The sequence below is a fragment of the Pseudomonas sp. HT11 genome (genome assembly GCF_044875395.1).
In the GTDB taxonomy this organism is placed as follows: Bacteria; Pseudomonadota; Gammaproteobacteria; order Pseudomonadales; family Pseudomonadaceae; genus Aquipseudomonas.
Map to the genome: position 1 here is coordinate 5,871,269 of NZ_CP173217.1, position 23,777 is coordinate 5,895,045.

Genomic DNA, 23,777 nt, shown 5'->3' on the forward strand with positions numbered 1-23,777 from the left:
CGCACAAGAGCAGGTCAAAAGTTGTAACAAACTGGCCGACGCCCAAGCCAAAGTCGACGCCAGGCAGCAAACACAGGAAGCCAGGATGGATAAAAACGACGCAGTGAAAGCGTTGGGCGGCCTGTTCAAGCAATTCGAAACACCCGGTAAAAAGCCCCGCACTGTCGGGGCTTTTTTGTGGCCGCCTGGATCACTTAGGCTGGGCGCCCCTTCCGAGCAAGGATGCTCATGATGCGTTTATTGATTGCTCTGTTACTCAGTGCCTTGCCCTTTCTGGTGTGGGCGGAAGACTGTCCCGAGGACGCCCGGTCACAGGTCGGCGCGCTGGCCAGGCAGATCACGCTGTGGGATGACAGCTACCACCGGCTCGGCCAATCCCCGGTCAGCGATGAACTCTACGATCAGGCGCGCCACCGCCTGGACCACTGGCGAACGTGTTTCCCCAACAACAGCCTGACGGCTGACAAGCCACTCGCCAGCTCGCGGGGCACACGGCCTCACCCGGTCGCGCATACCGGCCTTGAAAAGTTATTGGATGAGCGGGCGGTCGATGACTGGCTCAGGACCCGGCAAGACGTATGGATTCAACCCAAGGTCGATGGTGTTGCGGTGACGCTGGTCTATCGTCAGGGCAGGTTGAGCCGGCTTATCAGCCGAGGTGACGGACGCCTCGGCCAGGATTGGTCGACTGCCGCACGCCGGATCCCCGGCATTGTCCAGCAACTGCCGGAGCCCATCGACCTGGTGCTGCAAGGCGAACTCTATTGGCGCCTCGACGCTCATGTGCAGGCGACACAGGGCGGGCTGAATGCTCGCAGCAAGATAGCCGGGCTGATGAACCGCCTTCAGTTGAGCGACACCGATGCCGCGGGGATCGGGCTTTTTGTCTGGGCCTGGCCCGACGGCCCGACCGACTTCAACGAGCGCCTGAACACCCTGGCACGCTGGGGCTTCACCGATAGCCATCGCTACAGCCAGCGCATTCAAAACATCGCTGAAGCCTCACACTGGCGCAGTCACTGGTACAACCACCCGCTGCCTTTTGCCAGCGATGGCGTGGTATTGCACCAGGCTGTGCATGCGCCCGCCAAACGCTGGCAAGCCAGTGCTCCCTACTGGGCGGTCGCCTGGAAATACCCGGCCGCCAAGGCGCTCGCGCTGGTGCGTAATGTGCGGTTCAACATCGGCCGCACCGGGCGCATTACGCCCATTCTTGAGCTGGAACCGGTGCGACTGGATGACCGGCACATTCACCGCGTGAGCGTCGGCTCCCTGAAACGCTGGCAGGTGCTGGATATCCGCCCCGGCGATCAGGTGTCCATCAGCCTTGCCGGCCATGTGATCCCCCGGTTGGAGCACGTGATCCTGCGCAACGAAAACAGGGTGGAAGTACGAGCGCCCGATGCCCGAGACTTTCACGCCTTGAGCTGCTGGCAACTGGACCCCGGTTGCGAGGAGCAATTGCTGGCCCGCCTGACCTGGCTGAGCGGCAATCAAGGCCTGGCCATGCCGCATATTGGCCGCGAAACCTGGAACATATTGATCCAGGCCGGTCTAATCGCCGGCATTCTCGATTGGTTGACCCTGGATGCGGCAGAGCTTGCTAACATTGACGGCTTAGGCGAACGCAGCCGCGCGCGGGTGCTCGAAAGCATTCAAAACGCTCGGCAACGTCCCTTTGCACAATGGCTCAAAGCCTTGGGTGTACCGCCCTCGGCACGTAACGACCTGGACGGCGGCTGGCAGACCCTGGCCGCCAGAGACACCCAGGCCTGGCTGGCCACCGATGGCATCGGCCCGGGCCGCGCAGCGCAATTGAGCGCCTTTTTTCGCGACCCGCAGGTACAGGCGTTGGCTCAGACACTCCGCGAGGCGGGGATAGACGGGTTTTAACCTGGCCCGACCACTTTTTAACCAACGGCAGAATTCATCCTGCCATTTGATTGCACCCTGGAGCCTTTATGAAATTTCTTGCCCCTTTTGCCTTGTTAACGGTTGCAAGCTTCATGGCGACACCGCTGCTGGCCGCCGAAGAGGTGCCGGAACTCACCGGCTGCGCCGCCAAGCGCCAAGCCATCAGCACTCAGATCGAGCAAGCCAAGGCACACGGCAACAGCGAACAACAGGCTGGCCTTGAAAAAGCCCTGAGCGAAGTCACCGCCAACTGCACCGATGCATCCCTGAGAAAAGAACGCGAAAACAAGGTGCTCGACGCCAAGCACGAAGTCAGCCGCCGTCAGGCCGACCTCGACAAGGCGATGAAAAAGGGTGACGCGGACAAGATCAACAAGCGTAAAGACAAGTTGGCGCAGTCACGCAAAGAGCTGCAGGACGCTGTTGAAGAACTCGACCAGTAAACCCGGTCAGTGATCCCGAAACTGCTTATGGCAAGCCGTGCAAGCATCTTCGACTTTCTGCACCGCAGGCCCCAGGTTGCTGGCTTTGTAAGGCTGCACCTGGCTGGCGATCACCAGTTCACCGGTGGCCGTTTCAAGGTTTCGGGCCAACGCCTGGAACCGTGCCTGCTGTTGCCACACGCTGTCCTTGGCGCTGGTGTGATCTTCTTCTCGCACGCTCGGGAAATGCTTCCACGGTTCGTGGGACAACGCGTCAAGCTTGACCGCGCCTTCGGCGAACTTCGCGCCATCGAAAGGGATGCGCCCACGCAACATGCCGCCCAGGTCTTCACCGGTCTTGAGCATTTGCTTGAAGATTGCCTTGCGCTGACCCAGAGGTGAATTCGGATCAACACCGCCACAGGCGGATAACGTCAGGCAGGCCAGCAATACAACGGTCAGTGTTTTAAAAGTCATGATGGCTTCAGGTCACGGGTACGGCGGCCAGTATCCTCGCCCCGCCCGTAAAGACCAATAGCCCTATTAATAATAAGGGTTGCCCAAACGTGCTGCGGCGCGGGCAATCGCTTCAGGAAGTGTTTGTATGAATGTCACCTTGAAACCCTGGAGCCGCCGCCTGGCGTGGGCTCTGCCGATCATTGCACTGCTGGCCGGCTGCGATGGCAACAAAGACGCCGGCAAAGATGAAACCGTAAAACCCCATGCCGTCGCCACGTATGTGAGTGCACCGTGGGAAGCGCTGCCGGCTGTTTCCGACAGCGACCTGCTCGCCGGGTTTGAATCCTGGCGCAGCGCCTGCCAACGCCTGAAGGCCGACCCGATCTGGGGCGCGACCTGCGCAGCAGCGACCAGCGTGCCGGGCAACGCCCCGGCGGTGCGCAGCTTTCTCAAGGAGCGCCTGGACGTGTTCGGCCTGCGCTCGGCCGACAACACGCCGAACGGCCTGATCACCGGCTACTACGAACCGGTCTACCCCGGCAGCCTGACCGAAACCGCCACCGCCCATGTGCCGGTGTACGGCGTGCCGGATGACCTGATCATCGTCAACCTGGAAAGCATCTACCCGGAACTCAAGGGCAAGCGCCTGCGCGGCCGCCTCGAAGGGCGCGTGCTCAAGCCTTATGACGACGCCAGCACCATCAACGGCCAAGGCTCCACTGCCAAGCCGATCGCCTGGCTGACCAACCCGATGGACCTGCAGTTCTTGCAGATCCAGGGCTCGGGCCGCATTCAACTCGCCGGCGGGCGCCAACTGCGTGTGGGGTATGGCGACCAGAACGGCTACCCGTACCGCCCGATCGGGCGTTGGCTGGTGGAGCAAGGCGAGCTGAAAAAAGAAGACGTGACCATGGGCGCCATCAGCGCCTGGGCCAAGGCTAACCCGCAACGCATTCCACAACTGCTGGCGAGCAACCCCAGCTACGTGTTTTTCAGCGCTCGCCCGGACAGCAATGAAGGCCCGCGCGGCTCACTGAATGTGCCGCTGACGGCTGGCTACAGCGTGGCGGTGGATCGCAAGGTGATTCCGCTGGGCAGCCTGTTATGGCTGTCGACCACCCAACCTGACGGCTCGCCCATTGCCCGGCCCGTGGCCGCACAGGACACCGGCGGTGCAATCACCGGCGAAGTGCGCGCAGACCTGTTCTGGGGCACCGGTGATGCAGCGGGTGAGTTGGCGGGGAATATGAAACAGCAGGGCCAGATCTGGATGCTGTGGCCTAAAGGCGCAGCGTTGCCGCAGGTGCCGGATGCGCCTGCCGGCACCTGAGTGCTTTCTGATAGACGCGATTCATGGTGTTGAACAGGCCCGTGTGGCGAGCAGACTTGCGGCCAGCAGACTTGTGGCCAAGCGGGCTTGGTGTGGCGAGCGGGCTTGCCCCGCGTTGGGCTGCGAAGCAGCCCCAATAGAAGCGCCGAGCTCTTTCAGGAAGAACTGGGTGTCCGATTTTAGGGCCGCTTCGCACCCCAACGCGGGGCAAGCCCGCTCGCCACAACAAGCCAGCTCACACGATGAAATCGCATCAGGCCTTAGATCGAGACAAAAAAGAAACTCGCGATCAATGCCATGCCCAATGCCCAGACCAGCGAACGCAGCATCGCCCAGTCTGCCAGGTAGCAAATGATGTACAGCAGCCGACTGGTGATAAACAGCACCGCCAGCACATTGATGGTCACCAGTGATGCCGTGCCGGCCAAGTGCGCAACGATTACTGCCGCCGCAAATGCCGGCGTCACTTCAAAGCTGTTGAGTTGCGCACTGTGAGCGCGTTTGGCGAACCCATCGAGGGTGTCCAGGAAAGCCCGAGGGTCATGGTTCTGCCGAGGCCCGAACTTGCCGCCGCTGAACTTGGCCACACCCGTGCACAGATAAGGCAGGAAAATTGCGATCAACACACACCAGAAAGCCACCGTCATCACCGATTCCTTTTGTAGTTTTAGCCAGCGGTTAGAGTTTTAGCACTAAAAATGCCACACCGCACTTAACCGCTATGAACCGCGCCACCGCCAAAGGTTCTACCGGCCTTTTGCCCTATGGTCTGCAACATCCCGCCACTGCTGCGGTCCATCCACCCATTAACCAACGCTCACTTCACCTTCCAAGGACCCCGGATGCTTGAACTTGTCGCCGCCTTCATTTGCCTCACTACCCTGCTCACGTATGTGAACTTCCGTTTTATCGGCCTGCCGCCCACCATTGGCGTGATGGTCACCGCCCTGCTGTTCTCACTGATTCTGCAAGGCCTGAGCTTCATCGGCTACCCAGGCCTGGAGGAGCGTATTCAGCAATTGATCGGCCAGATCGACTTTGGCGATCTGCTGATGAACTGGATGCTTTCGTTCCTGCTGTTCGCCGGCGCCTTGCACGTCAACCTGAATGACTTGCGCAGTTATCGCTGGCCCATCGGCCTGTTGGCAACCTTCGGCGTGTTGATTGCCACCGTGGTCATCGGCAGCCTGGCGTTCTACATCTTTGCCCTGTTCGGCTGGCACGTGAGCTTCCTCTACTGCCTGCTGTTCGGCGCGCTGATCTCGCCCACCGACCCGATTGCGGTGTTGGGCGTGCTGCGAACGGCCAACGCATCGAAACCGCTGAAAACCACCATTGTCGGCGAGTCGCTGTTCAATGACGGCACGGCGGTCGTGGTGTTTACCGTGCTGCTGGGCATCGCGCAGTTGGGTGAAACGCCAACCGTCGGCGCTACGGCCATGCTGTTCGCTCATGAAGCGATTGGCGGGGTGGTGTTCGGCGGGCTGATCGGCTACCTGGTGTACTTGATGATCAAAAGCATCGAGCAGCACCAGATTGAAGTGATGCTGACCTTGGCGCTGGTGATCGGCGGCTCGGCGTTGGCCACCGAACTGCACGTCTCGGCACCGATTGCGATGGTGGTTGCCGGCCTGATCATCGGCAACCTGGGCCGCAAGCTGGCGATGAACGACATGACCCGACGCTACCTGGACGGTTTCTGGGAATTGCTCGATGACATGCTCAACGCCCTGCTGTTCGCGTTGATCGGCATGGAGCTGTTGCTGTTGCCGTTCAACTGGCTGCACGTATTGGCAGCCAGTTTGCTGGCGGTGGCGATCCTGCTTTCACGCCTGCTGACCGTGGCCCCGGCGATCCTGTTGCTGCGCCGCTGGCGCACGGTACCGCGCGGCACTATCCGCATCCTTACCTGGGGCGGCTTGCGTGGCGGGGTGTCGGTGGCACTGGCATTGGCCTTGCCGTTGGGGCCGGAGCGTGACTTGTTGCTGAGCATCACCTACATCGTGGTGCTGTCGTCGATCCTGCTGCAGGGTTTGAGTATCGGCAAGCTGGTCAAACACGTGACCAAAGATGAACCGGCTCCGCAGACCGATACCCACTGATGGACGCGGGCGGCGAACTGACTTCGCCGCCCGCATTACCGTCAGAGGGTCTGCAGAATGATCTGGCTTTTCAGGTCATTGAACATCGCCTCGATCATCGGCTGCATCGCCTTGAACTACGCAGGGCTGCACACCGCCTCGGGATGACTGAACGCCAGGGCGCGAAAAACCAGTACGGTGTTGCCGCTGCGCTCGTAACGGGCGTCGTAGGTAACATCCGCCCCTTAAGCGAAACGGTCTTGGGCACCTTGAGTATTCTTTTCGATGGTCACCGAGCGATCCGCCGCATCGTTCCTGGCCTGCGCCATGCCGAACACGCCCAGCGCCACGATCAGCGCGCACCCATTGCGCACCCGTAAAAAAGGGGAAGCCCGCATAAAGATCCTTCTTTCATGAATGGAAAGCCGCGCAGCGACTTTGCCATTCATTTATGACGAATCGGCTTACCGCTCTTTGTTGACCTGCTGGGGGTGGTGCGGGTCTGCGGTCTCGCCCGGTAAACTGTTTTCGCTGCGAATCTGTGCGTGGCTGATCAGCGCAAAGATGAAACTGCCGCCGATGATGTTGCCGGCCAGTGTCGGGCCGGCGAACACCAGCCAAAAATCCTTCCACGGCAGTTCGCCCGCAAACACCAGGTACGAGACTTCCGCCGAACCGACGACGATATGGGTGAAGTCACCCAGCGCCATCAGGTAGGTGATCAGGATGATGATGAACATTTTCGCGCTTTCCATGGACGGGATCATCCACACCATGGTGGCGATCATCCAGCCGGAAATAATGCCCTTGGCGAACATCTGACCGGTGTCGTTTTCCATGACTTTGCGACCGATTTCGAGGAAGGCCATGTCAGTCTTGGTGTCGAAGATCGGCAAATGCAGCATCACATACGCCACCAGCAAGGTGCCGCACAGGTTGCCCACCAGCACCACTGCCCACAGGCGCAACAATCGTGCGGCGTTGGCCAGGGTTGGCTTGCTCATCACCGGCAGCACGGCCGTCAGGGTGTTTTCGGTAAACAACTGCTGACGGGCGAGGATTACCGCCAGGAAACCTGCGCAGTACCCGAAACTGGCGATCACTTTGAACCCTTCGCCGTCCGGTAGCCGCGAATTGAGCAGGCCCATGCCCATCAACGACAGGCCCATCGTCAAGCCGGCGGCCAGCGCCGACCACCACAATGCGGCCACGGTGCGTTCCAGTTCCTGATCGCCCTGGGTGCGGATGATTTCATGCAGAACCGCCGCGCGGGGCGGCTGATTCTTGTCGACGTCGTGCTGTTCTTCCTGCGACAGGTTAGGGGTCTTGCCGTCTGCTTGCGTAGCCATGGTGATACCTGAACGGGGGGCGTTGTTCAGGTACGACCTTTGACCTATCAATAGCGTTCACTGGCCAGCGACAGGATTAGTCCTTGATGCCGTCTTCCTGGAACTGGTCCTTCACGTACTTGATCTCTGTGCGACCGTGGGGCGCCGGCAAGCCGTCTTCGCCGAGGTTGACGAAGACCATTTTTTCTACGGTCAGGATGCTTTTGCGCGTGATCTTGTTGCGCACTTCGCAGGTCAGGGTGATCGAGGTGCGGCCGAACTCGGTGGCGGTGATGCCCAGCTCGATGATGTCGCCCTGGCGCGAGGCGCTGACGAAGTTGATTTCGGAGATGTACTTGGTCACCACCCGCTGGTTGCCCAATTGCACAATCGCGTAGATGGCCGCTTCTTCGTCGATCCAGCGCAGCAGGCTGCCGCCGAACAGGGTGCCGTTGGGGTTGAGGTCTTCGGGTTTTACCCATTTGCGGGTGTGGAAGTTCATGTTCACTCCAAAGCGCGTTGCGAAATGATGGGCAACATCATGGCAGAGCCCGGGCCCAAGCTCTATGAGCCATTGCCTATCAAGCCCATGAGCGATCTTCATATGCCCGACAGAAAGGCTTGGGAAGTCTGGCGCACACAGCTATAATCGCCACCGCTTCAAAACGGTCATCTGTAATTGATACCGTTCTCCCGCCACCTGTCCGAGGGGCGCTGCAGCAGGCTCGACCTGTCAGGCTCGGATGGGGCGTTGTCAGGCCTGGTTTATCGGGTTTGATACTAAACGCACAACGGCGCCCATTCGCACACTACGAATGGAGGCTCTTCATGAGCGCTGTAATCTCGCCTGCAGGTTTTACCGACTACAAAGTCGCCGACATGTCCCTCGCTGCCTGGGGCCGTCGCGAAACCTTTATCGCTGAATCCGAAATGCCTGCCCTGATGGGTCTGCGTCGCAAATACGCCGCTGAGCAACCGCTCAAAGGCGCGAAGATTCTCGGCTGCATCCACATGACCATTCAGACTGCCGTGCTGATCGAAACCCTGGTTGCCCTGGGTGCCGAAGTGCGTTGGTCGTCCTGCAACATTTTCTCGACTCAAGACCAGGCCGCTGCTGCTATCGCTGCTGCCGGCATCGCGGTTTATGCCTGGAAAGGCGAAACCGAAGAAGAGTACGAGTGGTGCCTGGAGCAAACCATCCTCAAAGATGGCAAGCCATGGGACGCCAACATGATCCTCGACGACGGCGGCGACCTGACTGAGCTGCTGCACAAGAAATACCCGCAGATCCTCGACCGCGTCCACGGCGTGACCGAAGAAACCACCACCGGCGTGCACCGCCTGCTGGACATGCTGGCCAAGGGCGAGCTGAAAATCCCGGCCATCAACGTCAACGACTCGGTGACCAAGAGCAAGAACGACAACAAGTACGGCTGCCGTCACAGCCTGAACGATGCCATCAAGCGCGGCACCGACCACCTGCTGTCGGGCAAGCAAGCCCTGGTGATCGGCTACGGCGACGTGGGCAAGGGTTCGTCCCAGTCCCTGCGTCAGGAAGGCATGATCGTTAAAGTCTCCGAAGTTGACCCGATCTGCGCCATGCAAGCGTGCATGGACGGTTTCGAAGTGGTTTCGCCGTTCATCAACGGCCAGAACGACGGCACCGAAGCGAGCATCGATAAGGCCCTGCTGGGCAAGATCGACCTGATCGTGACCACCACCGGTAACGTGAATGTGTGCGACGCGAACATGCTCAAAGCCCTGAAAAAGCGCGCTGTGGTGTGCAACATCGGTCACTTTGACAACGAAATCGACACCGCTTTCATGCGCAAGAACTGGGCATGGGAAGAAGTGAAGCCGCAGGTACACAAGGTTCACCGTACCGGCGCCGGTGACTTCGACCCGCAGAACGACGACTACCTGATCCTGCTGGCTGAAGGCCGTCTGGTTAACCTGGGCAACGCCACTGGCCACCCAAGCCGCATCATGGACGGCTCGTTCGCCAACCAGGTTCTGGCGCAGATTTTCCTGTTCGGCCAGAAGTACGCCGACCTGTCGCCAGCCCAGAAAGCCGAGCGCCTGACCGTGGAAGTACTGCCCAAGAAACTCGACGAAGAAGTGGCCCTGGAAATGGTCCGCGGCTTCGGCGGCGTGGTGACTCAACTGACCAAGACCCAGGCCGACTACATCGGCGTGACGGTTGAAGGTCCGTTCAAGCCGCACGCTTACCGCTACTGATATGCCTGCTGCCCGCTCCCCCTGTGGAGCGGGCTTCTAATGTGGGAGGGGGCTTGCCCCCGATAGCGGAATGTCAGTTAACAACTATGTCGACTGATACATCGTCATCGGGGGCAAGCCCCCTCCCACATTGACGGCGTACATTTCCCGGTTCTATGAGTTTCCAAGGGTATTACCATGTCCCAAGACCGTCGCTACAGCTTCGAGTTCTTCCCGACCAAGACCGATGCTGGGCATGAAAAACTGATGGCGACTGCCAAGCAGTTGGCCAGCTACAACCCCGACTTCTTCTCCTGCACCTACGGCGCCGGCGGTTCGACCCGTGATCGCACGATCAACACCGTGTTGCAGCTGGAAAGCGAAGTCAAAGTTCCCGCCGCTCCGCACTTGTCGTGCGTGGGCGACAGCAAAGCCGACCTGCGCGGCCTGCTGACCCAGTACAAGCAAGCCGGCATCAAGCGCATCGTCGCCCTGCGTGGCGATTTGCCGTCCGGCATGGGCATGGCCAGCGGTGAGCTGCGCTACGCCAATGACCTGGTGAGTTTCATCCGTGAAGAAAGCGGCGATCACTTCCATATCGAAGTGGCGGCGTACCCGGAGATGCATCCCCAGGCGCGCAATTTCGAAGACGATCTGCAAAACTTCGTGCGCAAGGCCAACGCCGGCGCCGACAGCGCGATCACCCAGTACTTCTTCAACGCCGACAGCTACTTCTACTTCGTCGAGCGTGTTCGGGCCATGGGTGTGAACATCCCGATCGTGCCGGGCATCATGCCGATCACCAACTACAGCAAGCTGGCGCGTTTCTCCGACGCTTGCGGCGCTGAAATTCCGCGCTGGGTGCGCAAGCAACTGGAAGCCTACGGCGACGACGTCAAGAGCATCCAGGCGTTTGGCGAGCAGGTCATCACCCAGATGTGCGAACAACTGCTGCAAGGTGGCGCGCCAGGGTTGCACTTCTACACCCTGAACCAGGCCGAACCGAGCCTGGCCATCTGGAACAACCTCAAGCTGCCACGCTGAGGCTTGCTCCGTGACTCAAAGGCCCTCGTCAATACGAGGGCCTTTTTGTTTTAAATGCGCTACATCAACGTGGCCGCGAATGCGTGTGCCAGCGCTTCTCTTTAGCGCAAGAGCGTCGTAACCTCAGGGCATGCCTGTCATTCTCAAGTTGTTGACTGCTGTGTTTTTTACTTGCCTGAGCCTCACCGCTTTCGGTGAGAAACTGCGCATTGTCACCGAGCCCTGGGCCCCCTACGTCTACGACGACAAGGGCAGCATGCGCGGGCTGGATTACGAAACCACGGTGACCGTGTTCCAACGCCTGGGCGTGGACGTGCAATGGCAATTCCTGCCCTGGAAGCGCTGCCTGGCGATGCTCGACCAGGGCAATGCCGATGGCGCGCTGGACATCTTTCACAGCCATGAGCGCGACGCCTTGCTGCTTTACCCCAGCGAGCCGCTGTCGGATGTCGAGTTCGTGCTGTTCTACGCCAACGACCGCCCTCATCCGGCCGAAACCCTCGATGATTTGCGCGGGCTCACCGTCGGTACATCCCCGGGCTACCTCTACGGCGAAGATTTCAGCGAGTCGACCTTGTTCAACCGCGAGCCGGCGCCCAGCCATGAGGCCAACTTCGGCAAGCTGTCGCTGGGGCGCATCGATCTGGTCATTACGGACCGCCGAGTGGGCCAGCATGTGATCAAGGCCATGGGCCTGGAAGGCAAGGTCAGCCAGGCGCCCGTGGTGGTCAGCCGCCAGCCGCAGTTTCTCGCGGTGCGCCGTGGCGCCGGCATGGATTTGCTGGTGCAGCGCTTCGCCGCCGAGCTCAAGCGCTTCAAACAAGAGCCGGCTTACGCCGCCTTGAGCGCAAAATACGGTGGAATCCAGGCCATTACGGCCTCTGAACACACCGTTGAGCAGCAGGAAAGCAGCGCGCCGTGATTGCTCTGTTATACTCCGGCCTTTCCGCCAGGCTCACGCCCGGCCGCTGAGGTCTTGAAAAAGGCACCTAACCCAGCTACTGCGCAGCTTTCAGCCCGCGCGAGCCGGTGGAGTGCCCGCCAGACGCAGCAGGACCGGACGGGGTTGCGCTCCCCTAAGCGCCATTCACGCCCGGCAAGATTATCCCTTTGGGCCAAGCCCTAACTAAAACAGGATTACTCATGTCCTTTGCTTCCCTCGGTCTCTCCGAGGCTTTAGTCCGCGCCATCGAGGCAGCGGGCTATACCGAGCCTACTCCGGTGCAACAGCGGGCCATTCCCGCCGTGTTGCAAGGTCGCGACCTGATGGTTGCGGCTCAGACAGGTACTGGTAAAACCGGTGGTTTCGCCCTCCCGATTCTGGAGCGCTTGTTCCCCAACGGTCACCCGGACAAATCCCAGCGTCACGGCCCGCGCCAACCGCGCGTACTGGTCCTGACCCCTACCCGCGAACTCGCCGCCCAAGTGCACGACAGCTTCAAGCTGTATGCCCGCGACTTGAAGTTCGTCAGCGCCTGCATCTTCGGCGGCGTCGGCATGAACCCACAGGTTCAGGCCATGTCCCGCGGTGTTGACGTGCTGGTCGCCTGCCCGGGTCGTTTGCTCGACCTGTGCGGCCAAGGCAGCGTTGACTTGTCCCACGTGGAAATCCTCGTGCTGGACGAAGCCGACCGCATGCTCGACATGGGCTTTGTCCATGACGTGAAAAAGGTCCTCGCCCGCCTGCCGGCCAAACGTCAGAACCTGCTGTTCTCGGCAACGTTCTCCCAGGACATCACCGCCCTGGCCGGCAAGCTGCTGCACAACCCGGAACGCATCGAAGTCACGCCGCCGAACACCACGGTCGAGCGGATCGAGCAACGCGTATTCCGCCTGGCTGCCAGCCACAAGCGTGCGCTGCTGGCCCACCTGATCACCGCCGGCGCCTGGGAACAAGTGCTGGTGTTTACCCGCACCAAGCACGGCGCCAACCGCCTGGCCGAGTACCTGGACAAGCACGGCCTTACCGCCGTCGCCATCCACGGCAACAAGAGCCAGAACGCGCGCACCAAAGCCCTGGCCGATTTCAAGGCCGGTGAAGTGCGCATCCTGGTCGCCACCGACATCGCCGCGCGCGGCCTGGATATCGACCAACTGCCACACGTGGTCAACTTCGAGCTGCCAAACGTTGACGAAGACTATGTGCACCGTATCGGCCGTACTGGCCGTGCCGGTCGCTCGGGCGAGGCCATTTCGTTGGTCGCCCCGGACGAAGAAAAACTGCTGAAAAGCATCGAGCGCATGACCAAGCAGAAAATCGCCGACGGCGACCTGATGGGCTTCGATGCCAGCGCCGTAGAGGCTGAAAAGCCTGAAGTGCGCGAGCGTCCGGATGTGCGTAACCCACGCAACCCGCGCGGTCCGAAGGGCGATGGCCCGAACGGCGGCGGTGGTGGCGGTGGCCGTCGCGACAAAGGCAAGGACAAGGGCGGCAAGGAAAAAGCGCCCACCAACGGCCGTGGCGAACGCCCAGCCCGTGAGCAAAAGCCCCGTGAAGGCACCCCGGCCCGCGAACAGCGCCAGCCAAGCCAGCCGCCACGCGCCGCCGCCGACCGCGCCCCGGACGAGTTCCTCGACGACGACGTGGATAACTTCGGTAACCGCGTCGACTACGTGCCTCAGGCCAAACCGGCCCAGGGCCGTGGCCGTCGTCCAGGTGCACCGGCACAGGGTGCAGGCGCAGGTGCTCCACGTGGCGGCCAGCCGCAGGGCGGCCGTCAGAATGGTCCGCGCAACAGCAGCGGCGGCACCACCGGCACGCCGCCTGCCAAACGCAGCGGCCCGCGCAATGGCGCACCGCGTGACGGTCAAGCCCGTCGCGAAGACTCGCGCAGCAACAACCGCCGCCCGGCCCGTGACGACCAGCCACGCTCGTCCGAACCTGCCGTGCAGAACCCGCGCGGTGGCCCGGCGCCGAAAATCATCCACAAGGAGTCGAAGGCTGACCGCTTCCCGACACCCGAGCAGTTGGATCAACTGCCAGGCCGTCCTCGTGGTGAAAAACCAGCGTTGCTGACCCGCAACCGCTGATTTTCAACGCGCCATAAAAAATGCCCCGCATCCAAGGATGCGGGGCATTTTTTGTGTGCGAGGCGAAAATTACTTCGCTTTCACACCTTCAAACGTCACGTACAACTCAACCGAGTTGGACGCTGGGCCCAGGTCCATCTGCTTGCCGAAGTCCTGGCGATTGATGGTGGTGGTGCCTTCGAAGCCGGCACGGTAGCCGCCCCATGGATCCTTGCCTTCACCCAGGAACGTGGCCTTGACCACTACTGGCTTGGTCACGCCCAGCAGGGTCAGGTCGCCGGCTACGTCAGCAGTGACTTTGCCATCAGCATTCTTGCCGGTTGGCGTGACCTTGGTGGACACGAACTTGGCGTCGGCAAACTTGGCAACGTCCAGGAAGTCTTTGCTGGCGATGTGCTTGTCACGTTCGGCGTGGTTGGTGAACACGCTGGCGGTGCGCACGTTCACTTCGATCTTGGCATCTTCAGGCTTGGCAGCGTCGAAGCTGAACTTGCCGTCCAGGTCCTTGAAGGTACCGGTGATGTAGCTGTAGCCCAAGTGGCTGATCTTGAAGTCGACGAAGGCGTGCTGGCCTTCTTTGTCGATCACGTAGTCAGCGGCCATCGCTGAACCGGCGGACAGCAGAGCAGAACCGATTGCCAGAGCGGCGAGTGTCTTTTTCAACATGCTTTCTATTCCTTGTGAGTCGAGGTTGAACATCAGGCTTTGCGCCCCAGCATTCGCAGGAGGGTCGCATCACGATCGATAAAGTGGTGTTTCAATGCAGCCACGCCGTGCAAACCGGCAAAGACCACCAACACCCAGGCAAGGTACAAGTGCACCACACCGGCGGTGTCTGCCTGGTCCGGTAGCCCGGAAACCACGGCAGGAATCTCAAACAGGCCAAACACCGGGATACCGACACCGTCTGCGGTGGAAATCAGGTAACCGGCAATCATCACGGCAAACAGCCCGAGATACAGGAACGCATGGCCAAACGCAGCACCCAAACGGGTCAAACGACTGTAGCTGGCCAGCGGCGGTGGTGGCGGGCTGACCAAACGCCAGACGATGCGCACGAGCATGATGGCGAACAGCGTGATGCCGATGCTCTTGTGCAGGTCGGGCGCGTCTTTGCGCCAGGCGCTGTAGTAGTCGAGACCGACCATCCACAGGCCCAGCGCGAACAAACCAAACACCACCAGGGCCACGCCCCAGTGCAAAACCATGCTGACCCAACCATAGCGGGCCGGTGAATTACGTAGCTGCATGTCCCAAATCCCGTAAGAACTGTGCCCAAGACTAGCGATTTACCTATCGAATTAAAGCGGAAAATTTCGCTTTGAAATATCGAGAAATACGATCAAGAGGTTATGCACAGTACGTTAACAATGGATTAAGGACTATTCCTGAGAAACGTGACAGACCGTCCCGCGTTTACTGCCAATTCATCCGTAATGGGTTGTGACACCGCCTGGCATTGCATAGGCTTGCGCGATTGTTACGCCTGCGCCGGCCGCAGGACCGCTTCGAGGAGATAACCGATGGGCTTGAATAACCAGTGGATGCAACGCGACCTCGCGGTGCTCTGGCATCCCTGCACCCAAATGAAAGACCACCAGCAACTGCCGCTGATCCCGATCAAGCGCGGTGAAGGCGTGTGGCTGGAAGACTTCGAAGGCAAGCGCTACCTCGATGCGGTCAGTTCCTGGTGGGTCAACGTATTCGGCCACGCCAACCCGCGCATCAACCAGCGCATCAAGGATCAGGTCGACCAACTGGAACACGTGATCCTCGCCGGGTTCAGCCACCAGCCGGTGATCGAGCTGTCCGAACGCCTGGTCAAAATGACGCCCGAAGGCCTGACCCGCTGCTTCTACGCCGATAACGGTTCGTCGTGCATCGAAGTGGCGCTGAAGATGAGCTTTCACTACTGGCTCAACCGCGGCCTGCCGAACAAAAAGCGCTTCGTGACCCTCACCAACAGCTACCACGGCGAAACCATCGCCGCGATGTCGGTGGGCGATGTGCCGTTGTTTACCGAGACCTACAAGGCCTTGCTGCTGGACACCATTAAGGTGCCGAGCCCGGACTGCTACCTGCGCCCCGAAGGCATGAGCTGGGAAGAACATTCCCGGAACATGTTCCTGGCCATGGAACAGACCCTCGCTGAAAACCACGACACCGTGGCCGCCGTGATCGTCGAACCGCTGATCCAGGGCGCCGGCGGCATGCGCATGTACCATCCGGTGTACCTCAAGCTGCTGCGCGAGGCCTGCGACCGCTACGGCGTGCACCTGATCCACGACGAAATCGCCGTGGGCTTCGGCCGTACCGGCACGATGTTCGCCTGTGAGCAGGCCGGCATCCGTCCGGACTTCCTGTGCCTGTCCAAGGCCCTCACCGGCGGCTACCTGCCGTTGGCCGCCGTGGTCACCACCGACGACGTCTACGACGCCTTCTACGACGACTACCCGACCCTGCGCGCCTTCCTGCACTCCCACAGCTACACCGGCAACCCGCTGGCCTGCGCGGCGGCCCTGGCGACCCTGGATATTTTCGAAGAAGACAACGTCATCGAAAACAACAAGGCGCTGGCCCAGCGCATGGCCACCGCCACCGCGCACCTGGCGGACCACCCGCACGTGTCCGAAGTGCGCCAGACCGGCATGGTGCTGGCCATCGAGATGGTCCAGGACAAAGCCACCAAGACTGCCTACCCGTGGCAGGAACGCCGTGGCCTGAAAGTCTTCGAACATGCCCTGGAGCGCGGCGCGCTGTTGCGGCCGTTGGGCAGCGTGGTGTATTTCCTGCCGCCGTATGTGATCACGCCGGAGCAGATCGACTTTTTGGCGCAAGTGGCCAGTGAAGGCATCGATATCGCCACCAACGATAAAGTCAGCGTTGCGGTGCCAAAAGACTTCCACCCAGGCTTCCGTGATCCGGGCTGATAGCACCTACTTAAATTTTCCAGAGAACAGAAATGAGACTGTCCCGCTTTTTCACCGACACCCCGCTGAGCCTCGGCGAGCACGAACTGCCCGAAGCCCAGGCCCACTACATCAGCCGTGTATTGCGCATGGGCGAAGGCGATGCCGTGCAACTGTTCGACGGCTCCGGCCAGGAGTTTTTGGGCACGTTGCTGGAGGTCGGTAAAAAACGCGTCAGCGTGCAGCTCACGCAAAGCTTCGCAGGCCAGAGCGAATCGCCGCTGCACATTCACCTCGGCCAGGGCTTGTCTCGGGGCGAGCGTATGGACTGGGCGATTCAGAAAGCCACCGAGCTGGGCGTGAATGCAATCACGCCGATTTTCAGCGACCGCTGCGAAGTGCGCCTCAAAGACGAGCGCGCCGACAAACGCCTGCTGCACTGGCGCCAGGTGGCGATCAGCGCATGCGAGCAATGCGGGCGTTCGACGGTGCCGGTGATTCATCCGCCGCTGCTGCTGGCCGACTGGTTGAAGCAGGCCGAGGCGGAGTTGAAGCTGGTGCTGCACCCGGTGGCCGCGCCGATGATCAGCCATGCCAAGCCTGCCAGCCTGGCGTTTTTGATCGGGCCTGAAGGTGGCTTGACCGATAACGAAGTCGACACCGCCCAAAGCGCCGGCTTCCACGCCGCCCGCCTCGGCCCGCGCGTGCTGCGCACTGAGACGGCGCCAGTGGTGGCGCTGGCCGTCGCCCAGCAACTGTGGGGCGACTTCTAACCCCACTGCGCAAACCCAAACCCAATGTGGGAGCGGGCTTGCTCGCGAAGGCAGTGTGTCAGTTGATAAATAGGCTGACTGATCCACCGCATTCGCGAGCAAGCCCGCTCCCACATTTTGGATTGGGTTGTCAGTCCACCGGGTCACTGACCGGCTTGGCAATAATCGCCTTCAACTCAGCCGTCATCGGGAACTCCAGGTTCAAGCCCTTGGGCGGGATCGGCTGTTCAAACCAGCGCTGGTAAATCCCGTTGATTTCCCCGGAGCGGTAAAGGTCAGCCAGCGTCTCGTTGACCACCGCCAGAAACTGCGGGTCGTCCTTGCGCACCATGCAGCTGTAGATCTCCCGCGACTGCTCCTTGCCCACCACCACCCAGCGGTGCGGGTCGCGGGCCTTGGCGCGCTCGCCGTAGAGCAGCGCATCGTCCATGTAAAACGCCGCCGCGCGGCCGGTCTCGAGCATCTTGAAGGCTTCGCCGTGGTCCTTGGCACTGATCACCGACAGGTTGCTTTTGTGTTCGGCGTTGTAGTGCTTGAGGTACCGCTCATTGGTGGTGCCGGCGGTGGTCACCACGTTCTTGCCCTTGAGGTCGTCAAACCCGTTGATGCCGCTGTCCTTGGCGGTCAGCAACTGGCCCTTCACGTAAATAAACCCGTACGAAAACGCCACCTGTTTCTGGCGCTCGGCGGTCACCCCGGTGGAGCCGCATTCCAGGTCCACAGTGCCGTTCTGCACCAGCGGGATGCGGGTCTGGGACGTCACCAGGGTGTACTTCACGCCAAGGTTGGGCACGCCGGTTTTCTGCTGGATGCGCTCGACGATCTTGCTCGCCAACTCCACTGAATAACCCATGGGTTGGCCGCTGTGGTCACCTACGTAGGAAAACGGCACAGACGCATCGCGGTAGCCCAGCGTGATGGACTTGGCGCTAGCGATCTTGCCCAACGTGCCGTCCAGAGGTGCTTCAGTCGCTTGAACCTGAGCGCCCAACAAAAGCCCCAGGGTGCAGCCGGTCAACAGGATTTTTTTCATTGTTATCCTCCGTTGGTGGTGTGACGAATCAAGCCGCGCGGGGCGCCAGGCCCTGCATATCAATGGAAGGCGCAAGCTGGCCGATCAGCTCGGCCAGCAGTTGGCCGCTGCCACAGGCCAAGGTAAAGCCGAGCGCGCCGTGGCCCAGGTTCAGCCACAGATTGCGATAAGCACTCGCGCCAATCAGCGGCACACCCGTCGGCGTGGCCGGGCGCATACCGGCCCATTCGACGGCGTGGGCGTAATCGCCGCCATGGGGAAAGGTCTCCAGCGCCTGGCGTTTGATCAGCGCCAGGCGCTTGGGCTCAAGGCGGGCGTCAAAGCCGACAATGTCGACCATCGCGGCCACACGCAGCTGCTCGCCGATCCGCGCGTAGACGATCTTGCGGTCGTAGTCGGTGATGCTCACATTCGGCGCCTGGTGCTGCGCGCCAATCGGCACGCTCAGGCTGTAGCCTTTGAGCGGATACAGCGCAAGGGCCAGGCCCGGCAACGCTAACTCGGCGCTGCGATGCCCGGCAGCGATTACAAGCTGGTCGACCGGCATCGTTTCATCGCCTAAATCGATGGCCTGCACCGCACCGTCGCCGTGACGTAGCCCCGTGACTTTGCGGCCAAGCAAAAACGAGCAGCGCCCGGAGGCCTCAAGCCGCGCGGCCAGTCGTTGGCAGAAGGCATGGCAATCTGCGACCTCTTCATTTGGCGTGTAAATACCGCCGACAAAGCCATCCCCCACCAGCGCCGGCTCCAGGCGCGCGCAATCGGCGGCCGACAGCACCTGTTGTTGCAGAAAATCGGTGACCTTGCTGCGCGCAAGCTCAAAGGTGCGGGTACTGCGAAAGGTCACCAGCTTGCCGTTGCGCCGCCAGTCGAAGCCGTCCAGGCGATCATCCTCGCGCCATTGCTGCAAGGTGGCCTGGCTCAAAGACGCCAGGCGCAGCAGGTGAGCGGCGTTACGCTTGTTCACCGAACCCCGGCAGGCGCCCAGGAAGGACGCCATCCAGCGCCATTGTCGGGGATCGAGACGCGGGCGCAGTGTCAACGGCGAGTCCCCACGCAGCAGCCAGCCCAGCGCTTGCAGGGGCACGCCGGCGTCGGCGAGCGGCGCGACATAGCGGTAAGACAGTTGCCCGCCGTTGGCAAAACTGGTTTCGCTGCCCAGGCTGTCGCGCGCGTCGATCACCGTGACTTCATGGCCTGCGCGCACCAAAGCGTATGCACTCGCCAGACCGATGACACCGCCACCGATGATGCAAACCCGCTTGGCCATTCCCCTCACCCGCAATTGAATTGACAGGCCTCAAGCCTAGGGGCAGGTGACAGGCCACCGACAATGAATAAAGATGGCTCACCTATAAATAAAGGTTATGGACGTGCCATGCGCTTGCGTCATATCGAAATCTTCCAGGCCATCCGCCAGACCGGCTCCGTCAGCGCCGCCGCGCAGTTGCTGCATGTCTCGCAACCGGCGGTGACCAAAGTATTGCAGCATGCCGAGCTGCAACTGGGTTTCCCGCTGTTTCTGCGCGTGCGCGGCAAACTGCAGCCCACCCCGGAAGCCCTGGCGCTGGAAAGCGAAGTCGAGAAAGTTACCGAGAGCCTGCAAGGTGTGCGGCGGCTGGCCAAGAGCTTGCGCCGCGAGCCGGGCCAGAGTGTGCGCATCGGTGCGATCCCAGCCCTGGCATTGTCACTGCTACCGCCTTCGATTCTGGAGTGGAGGCGCGCCTACCCGGACATCGCCTGCGAGCTGTCCAGCGACCATAGCCGGGAGCTGGTGCAGAAGCTGTTGATGCGTGAGATCGACCTGGCGCTGACGCTTAACTTCTCCGGCCATCCGGGTTTGACCACGCAAGTGTTGGCCAATGGGGGGCTGGTGGCGTTGGCTTCCAAGGGTTACTGGCCTGAGGCCCAAATGAGCAAACCGTTGCCACTGACTGACCTGGCGGGTGCGCCGTTGATTGGCCTGTCCAGTGCCGACCCCTTGGCGGCAAAGCTCGACAGCTACCTGGAAAATGTCGACCCGCCGCCACGAGTGACCATTTCTGTCCAGACCTATTCCCTGGCCCGGGCCATGGTGGAGTCCGGCGCCGGCCTGACCGTGATCGATCCCTTCACCGCCCTCGGCGCATCGACGGCCACCACCTGCATCCGCACGCTCACCCCGCCGCTGCCAATCACCCTGTACGCGCTGACCCGCGCCGATGAACCGCCGCCGCATATGCTGGCGAACCTGCTGCAGATTTTCGGCAAGCGCGCGTGTGAACTGCTGGAACGCTTGTGATGTGGGAGCTGGCTTGCCTGCGATAGCATCGCCTCGGTCTAACTGATAGACCGAGTCGCCTGTATCGCAGGCAAGCCAGCTCCCACAGGTCAAAGCACGTAATGCATGATCGCCACAAAGTGCAGCAGGCTGCCGCCGATCACGAACAAGTGCCAGATCCCATGGGAGTGGCGCAGGCGATCTTCCAGGGCAAAAAAAATAATCCCGACGGTGTACAACACCCCGCCCGAGGCCAGCCATACAAACCCCGCCGTGCCCAGCGCAGCAATCAGCGGCTTGACCGCCACCAGCACGATCCAGCCCATCACCGCGTAAATCACAATCGACAGAATGCGCGCCTCGGAGCGCGGCTTGATCTCTTGCAGGATGCCGATCACCGCCAGCCCCCACACGATTCCGAACAGTGTCCAACCCCACGGCCCGCGCAGCGTTACCAGGCAAAACGGCGTGTAGCTGCCGGCGATCAACAGGTAGATCGAAAAGTGGTCGACCTTCTGCATGATCTCTTTTCGTCGCCCGCGCACGCTGTGGTACACGGTGGACGCGCTGTACAGCACCAGCAGCGTAAAACCATAAATCGCCACGCTGACGATCTTCCAGGGGCTGCCGTCCAGGCTTGCCACCACCAACATCCACACTGCGCCAACAAAAGCTGCAACAGCCCCGACCAAATGGCTCCAGGCGTTAAATCGTTCCCCGTGATACATGTGTCACTCACCTCGAATAACCGTTACCACCTTGAGCATTCTGACGCCACCCTACCGATATCAGGTAACACCCTTTCTTCATTTGCCCAAATACACGCGTCCATAGATGATTCGCTTCATCCTGTGGGAGCAGGCAAGCCAGCTCCCACGTAAAAGCGTCCTATCGGTAATTGCCATGCCCGAGCTAGAACCCGCCACGCCTCACCCCAGCCTATGGCAGCTGTTTTACAATTTTGCCATGGTCGGTCTGTTCGGCTTTGGCGGCGTGATGCCCTGGGCGCGGCAGATGATGGTCGACCGTCGCCGCTGGGTCAGTGAGCAAAGCTTCAATGAGCTGCTGACCACCGGCCAGTTCTTCCCCGGCCCCAATATCGCCAACGTCGGCATCATCTACGGCCGGCGCCTGCATGGCTTGCCCGGTGCGGTTGTGACCGTGTGCGGGCTGTACCTGTTCCCCTCGTTGATCACCGTGCTTGCCGGATTTGCCTATGCCAAGTGGTGGAGCCACGACGTGGTGCAGCAGATCTTCGGCGCGGTGATGCCGATTGCCACGGGTTTGATGCTCGGCACCACGCTGCGCCTGCTCAAGGCCATGCCCCGCACGCTCGCCAACTACTGCGCCTTCGTGTTGACCTTCGTATTGATGGCCGTCTTTGTGTTGCCGCTGTGGATGGTCTTGCTGATCTGCATTCCCAGCTCCCTGGCCTTGAGCTTTATCGGTTCGAACAAGGTGGCCGGCTGATGCAAACCGTCCTGTTGCACCTGATGATTCAATGCGCGCTGTGGTCGCTGATGGCGATTGGCGGCAACACGGTGGCCATCGGCGATATCCATCGCTACACCGTGGTCGATATGCACTGGATCACCGACGCGCAATTTGTCGCCTTCTTCGCCTTGTCCCAGGCGCTGCCTGGGCCCAACGGCATGTTTCTGGTGTTTATCGGCCAGCAGGCGGCGGGCTTGCCTGGCGCGCTGGTGGCGTTGTTGGCCAAGCTGGTGCCCTGTTCGGTGCTGGCTTACCTGGGCGCCGGCTGGCTGGAACGGCACACCCGAACGCCGTGGGTGCAACGGGTTAAACGCAGCCTGCTGCCGATCTCCATCGGCCTGATTCTCGCCTCAACCTACATCCTGATGAACAGCCTGGAAAACAACGCGACCAGCCTGGTGCTGACCCTGGCCAGCGCCGCCGTGGTGTATTACACGCGGCTCAACGCGATCTGGCTGATCATCGGCGGCGTGCTGCTGGGCCTGGGCAGTGCATGGCTGGGAGTGAACTGCTTTTAGAGGCACAATCGACCGCATTCGACTAAGAGCCACGGCCATGCTGATCGACGAAGAATTCACCCTCAAGAAGCTCGAGATCTTCCTGGCGTTCATGCGCACCGGCAACCTGGCCCGCGCCGCCGCCGAGTTGCAAACCAGCAACGTCAGCGTGCACCGCGCCATCCACTCGCTGGAAAACGCGCTGCGCTGCCCGCTGTTCAAACACGAAGGGCGCAACCTCACCCCGCTGGAAAGCGCCTACGTGCTGGAAGAGCGCGCGCAAAAGCTGGTGGCCGACGTGGTCGACAGCGTGCGCTTGACTCGCGAAGCCGCGGGTTTCTCGGCTGAGCGCTTCAAGCTCGGCTCGCTGTATTCGCTGACGGTCAAAACCGTACCGCAGCTGATCATGGGCCTGAAAATCAGGCGCAGCGAACTCAATATCGACCTGATCCTGGGCTCCAACTTCGACCTGCTCTACAAGCTCAAGAACATGGAAGTAGACGCGATCCTGATCTCCCTCGACGAACGTGCCAACGACCCGGACTGCGAACAGATCGCGCTGTTCACCGACGACATCTTCCTCGCCACCCCGGCCGACTCACCCTTGGACCGCGAGCAGGAAATCGACCTGGCCGATGTGCGCGACGCGACCTTCATCACCCTCACCCAAGGCTTCGCCACGCATCAGGACGGCAACCGGGTGTTCAACCAGGCGGGGTTTGAGCCGAAGGTGGCGATGCAGGTCAATGACATCTTCACGCTGTTGAGCATGGTCAGTTCGGGCGTGGGTTATGCCCTGCTGCCGGGGCGGATTGCGGCGGTGTATGAGAACCGCGTGAAGCTGATACCGCTGCAACCCAGGTATCGGTTGCAGCAGCACATTGGCGTGGTGTTTTTAAAGGCCAAGGAGCGCGACCCGAATTTGCTGGCGTTGCTGGCAGAGTGTCGGATGTATGCCAATCGGCAGCCTTGAGACCGCCATCGCA

The 23,777-nt window shown here is 61.0% G+C and carries 24 protein-coding genes and 1 riboswitch; of the genes, 15 read left to right on the top strand and 9 right to left on the bottom strand.

Annotated features, from left to right (window positions below; all coding sequences use genetic code 11):
- Positions 1-228: 228 nt before the first annotated feature.
- Positions 229-1,893 (top strand): NAD-dependent DNA ligase LigB, encoded by a 1,665-nt coding sequence (ligB, locus tag ABWL43_RS27135; RefSeq protein WP_404485600.1) that lies wholly within the window; start codon positions 229-231, stop codon positions 1,891-1,893.
- A 68-nt stretch (positions 1,894-1,961) separates the two neighbouring features.
- A complete protein-coding gene (locus tag ABWL43_RS27140; protein ID WP_145157637.1) occupies positions 1,962-2,357 on the top strand; it encodes a DUF1090 domain-containing protein in 396 nt (131 codons plus the stop codon).
- Between the two features lie 6 nt (positions 2,358-2,363).
- Here ABWL43_RS27140 and ABWL43_RS27145 read toward each other — a convergent pair whose 3' ends face one another.
- Positions 2,364-2,813 carry a cytochrome c gene (locus ABWL43_RS27145; RefSeq protein ID WP_145157640.1) on the bottom strand — a complete coding sequence of 150 codons (450 nt, stop codon included), beginning with the start codon at positions 2,811-2,813 and terminating at the stop codon, positions 2,364-2,366.
- Positions 2,814-2,940: 127 nt separating this feature from the next.
- On the opposite strand from ABWL43_RS27145, the gene ABWL43_RS27150 reads away from it, so the two are divergent.
- The gene (locus ABWL43_RS27150) at positions 2,941-4,125 is read left to right on the top strand and encodes a murein transglycosylase A (protein ID WP_262206946.1); all 1,185 of its coding nucleotides are present in this window, start codon (positions 2,941-2,943) and stop codon (positions 4,123-4,125) included.
- Between the two features lie 260 nt (positions 4,126-4,385).
- Here ABWL43_RS27150 and ABWL43_RS27155 read toward each other — a convergent pair whose 3' ends face one another.
- Positions 4,386-4,772: an MAPEG family protein gene (locus ABWL43_RS27155; protein ID WP_404485605.1), complete on the bottom strand. Its 387-nt coding sequence runs from the start codon at positions 4,770-4,772 to the stop codon at positions 4,386-4,388.
- Between the two features lie 195 nt (positions 4,773-4,967).
- Here ABWL43_RS27155 and ABWL43_RS27160 point away from each other — a divergent pair, with 195 nt between their 5' ends.
- Positions 4,968-6,227, top strand: coding sequence for a sodium:proton antiporter (locus tag ABWL43_RS27160; protein WP_242199849.1), 1,260 nt, complete (start codon positions 4,968-4,970; stop codon positions 6,225-6,227).
- Positions 6,227-6,586 (top strand): hypothetical protein, encoded by a 360-nt coding sequence (locus ABWL43_RS27165; protein ID WP_404485609.1) that lies wholly within the window; start codon positions 6,227-6,229, stop codon positions 6,584-6,586. Before ABWL43_RS27160 ends, ABWL43_RS27165 begins: the two co-directional genes overlap by 1 nt.
- Before the next feature lie 84 nt (positions 6,587-6,670).
- Here the strand turns inward: ABWL43_RS27165 and ABWL43_RS27170 are convergent, their stop codons facing one another.
- Positions 6,671-7,555: a formate/nitrite transporter family protein gene (locus ABWL43_RS27170; RefSeq protein ID WP_404485612.1), complete on the bottom strand. Its 885-nt coding sequence runs from the start codon at positions 7,553-7,555 to the stop codon at positions 6,671-6,673.
- A 76-nt stretch (positions 7,556-7,631) separates the two neighbouring features.
- Positions 7,632-8,036: an acyl-CoA thioesterase gene (locus ABWL43_RS27175; protein WP_064454506.1), complete on the bottom strand. Its 405-nt coding sequence runs from the start codon at positions 8,034-8,036 to the stop codon at positions 7,632-7,634.
- A 198-nt stretch (positions 8,037-8,234) separates the two neighbouring features.
- A riboswitch (S-adenosyl-L-homocysteine riboswitch) is annotated at positions 8,235-8,341 on the top strand.
- Between the two features lie 21 nt (positions 8,342-8,362).
- Between ABWL43_RS27175 and ahcY the strand changes: the two genes are divergently transcribed.
- From ahcY to ABWL43_RS27195, 4 genes are all read left to right on the top strand, one after another.
- Entirely contained in the window at positions 8,363-9,772 is a 1,410-nt protein-coding gene (ahcY, locus tag ABWL43_RS27180; RefSeq protein ID WP_145157652.1) for an adenosylhomocysteinase, read from the top strand.
- A 177-nt stretch (positions 9,773-9,949) separates the two neighbouring features.
- On the top strand, positions 9,950-10,795 hold the full coding sequence (gene metF / locus ABWL43_RS27185) for a methylenetetrahydrofolate reductase [NAD(P)H] (protein WP_106575639.1): 846 nt from the start codon (positions 9,950-9,952) through the stop codon (positions 10,793-10,795).
- A 130-nt stretch (positions 10,796-10,925) separates the two neighbouring features.
- Complete coding sequence (locus ABWL43_RS27190) at positions 10,926-11,717, top strand: substrate-binding periplasmic protein (RefSeq protein ID WP_404485617.1); 792 nt, start codon at positions 10,926-10,928, stop codon at positions 11,715-11,717.
- A gap of 221 nt (positions 11,718-11,938) precedes the next feature.
- Complete coding sequence (locus tag ABWL43_RS27195; RefSeq protein WP_145157662.1) at positions 11,939-13,825, top strand: DEAD/DEAH box helicase; 1,887 nt, start codon at positions 11,939-11,941, stop codon at positions 13,823-13,825.
- 69 nt (positions 13,826-13,894) lie between these two features.
- On the opposite strand, the gene ABWL43_RS27200 is transcribed toward ABWL43_RS27195, so the two are convergent.
- Together ABWL43_RS27200 and ABWL43_RS27205 are read right to left on the bottom strand one after the other, a co-directional pair.
- The gene (locus ABWL43_RS27200) at positions 13,895-14,491 is read right to left on the bottom strand and encodes a YceI family protein (RefSeq protein ID WP_106575642.1); all 597 of its coding nucleotides are present in this window, start codon (positions 14,489-14,491) and stop codon (positions 13,895-13,897) included.
- A 32-nt stretch (positions 14,492-14,523) separates the two neighbouring features.
- A complete protein-coding gene (locus ABWL43_RS27205; RefSeq protein WP_106575643.1) occupies positions 14,524-15,075 on the bottom strand; it encodes a cytochrome b in 552 nt (183 codons plus the stop codon).
- 273 nt (positions 15,076-15,348) lie between these two features.
- Here ABWL43_RS27205 and ABWL43_RS27210 point away from each other — a divergent pair, with 273 nt between their 5' ends.
- Positions 15,349-16,755, top strand: coding sequence for an adenosylmethionine--8-amino-7-oxononanoate transaminase (locus ABWL43_RS27210; protein ID WP_145157666.1), 1,407 nt, complete (start codon positions 15,349-15,351; stop codon positions 16,753-16,755).
- Between the two features lie 32 nt (positions 16,756-16,787).
- The gene (locus ABWL43_RS27215) at positions 16,788-17,507 is read left to right on the top strand and encodes a 16S rRNA (uracil(1498)-N(3))-methyltransferase (protein ID WP_404485623.1); all 720 of its coding nucleotides are present in this window, start codon (positions 16,788-16,790) and stop codon (positions 17,505-17,507) included.
- Positions 17,508-17,637: 130 nt separating this feature from the next.
- Here ABWL43_RS27215 and ABWL43_RS27220 read toward each other — a convergent pair whose 3' ends face one another.
- Both ABWL43_RS27220 and ABWL43_RS27225 read right to left on the bottom strand, forming a co-directional pair.
- Positions 17,638-18,540 (bottom strand): transporter substrate-binding domain-containing protein, encoded by a 903-nt coding sequence (locus tag ABWL43_RS27220; protein WP_404485626.1) that lies wholly within the window; start codon positions 18,538-18,540, stop codon positions 17,638-17,640.
- A gap of 28 nt (positions 18,541-18,568) precedes the next feature.
- Complete coding sequence (locus tag ABWL43_RS27225; protein ID WP_404485628.1) at positions 18,569-19,810, bottom strand: D-amino acid dehydrogenase; 1,242 nt, start codon at positions 19,808-19,810, stop codon at positions 18,569-18,571.
- A gap of 108 nt (positions 19,811-19,918) precedes the next feature.
- Here ABWL43_RS27225 and ABWL43_RS27230 point away from each other — a divergent pair, with 108 nt between their 5' ends.
- Positions 19,919-20,821, top strand: coding sequence for a LysR family transcriptional regulator (locus tag ABWL43_RS27230; RefSeq protein WP_404485631.1), 903 nt, complete (start codon positions 19,919-19,921; stop codon positions 20,819-20,821).
- An 89-nt stretch (positions 20,822-20,910) separates the two neighbouring features.
- Here the strand turns inward: ABWL43_RS27230 and ABWL43_RS27235 are convergent, their stop codons facing one another.
- The gene (locus ABWL43_RS27235) at positions 20,911-21,528 is read right to left on the bottom strand and encodes a hemolysin III family protein (RefSeq protein ID WP_124418644.1); all 618 of its coding nucleotides are present in this window, start codon (positions 21,526-21,528) and stop codon (positions 20,911-20,913) included.
- A gap of 175 nt (positions 21,529-21,703) precedes the next feature.
- Here ABWL43_RS27235 and ABWL43_RS27240 point away from each other — a divergent pair, with 175 nt between their 5' ends.
- From ABWL43_RS27240 to ABWL43_RS27250, 3 genes are read left to right on the top strand one after another with little or no spacing between them, the layout of a single operon-like run.
- The gene (locus tag ABWL43_RS27240; RefSeq protein WP_404485634.1) at positions 21,704-22,270 is read left to right on the top strand and encodes a chromate transporter; all 567 of its coding nucleotides are present in this window, start codon (positions 21,704-21,706) and stop codon (positions 22,268-22,270) included.
- A complete protein-coding gene (locus ABWL43_RS27245; protein ID WP_145157682.1) occupies positions 22,270-22,812 on the top strand; it encodes a chromate transporter in 543 nt (180 codons plus the stop codon). Before ABWL43_RS27240 ends, ABWL43_RS27245 begins: the two co-directional genes overlap by 1 nt.
- A 37-nt stretch (positions 22,813-22,849) precedes the next feature.
- Positions 22,850-23,764 carry a LysR substrate-binding domain-containing protein gene (locus tag ABWL43_RS27250; protein WP_242199842.1) on the top strand — a complete coding sequence of 305 codons (915 nt, stop codon included), beginning with the start codon at positions 22,850-22,852 and terminating at the stop codon, positions 23,762-23,764.
- The last annotated feature ends 13 nt before the right edge of the window (positions 23,765-23,777 follow it).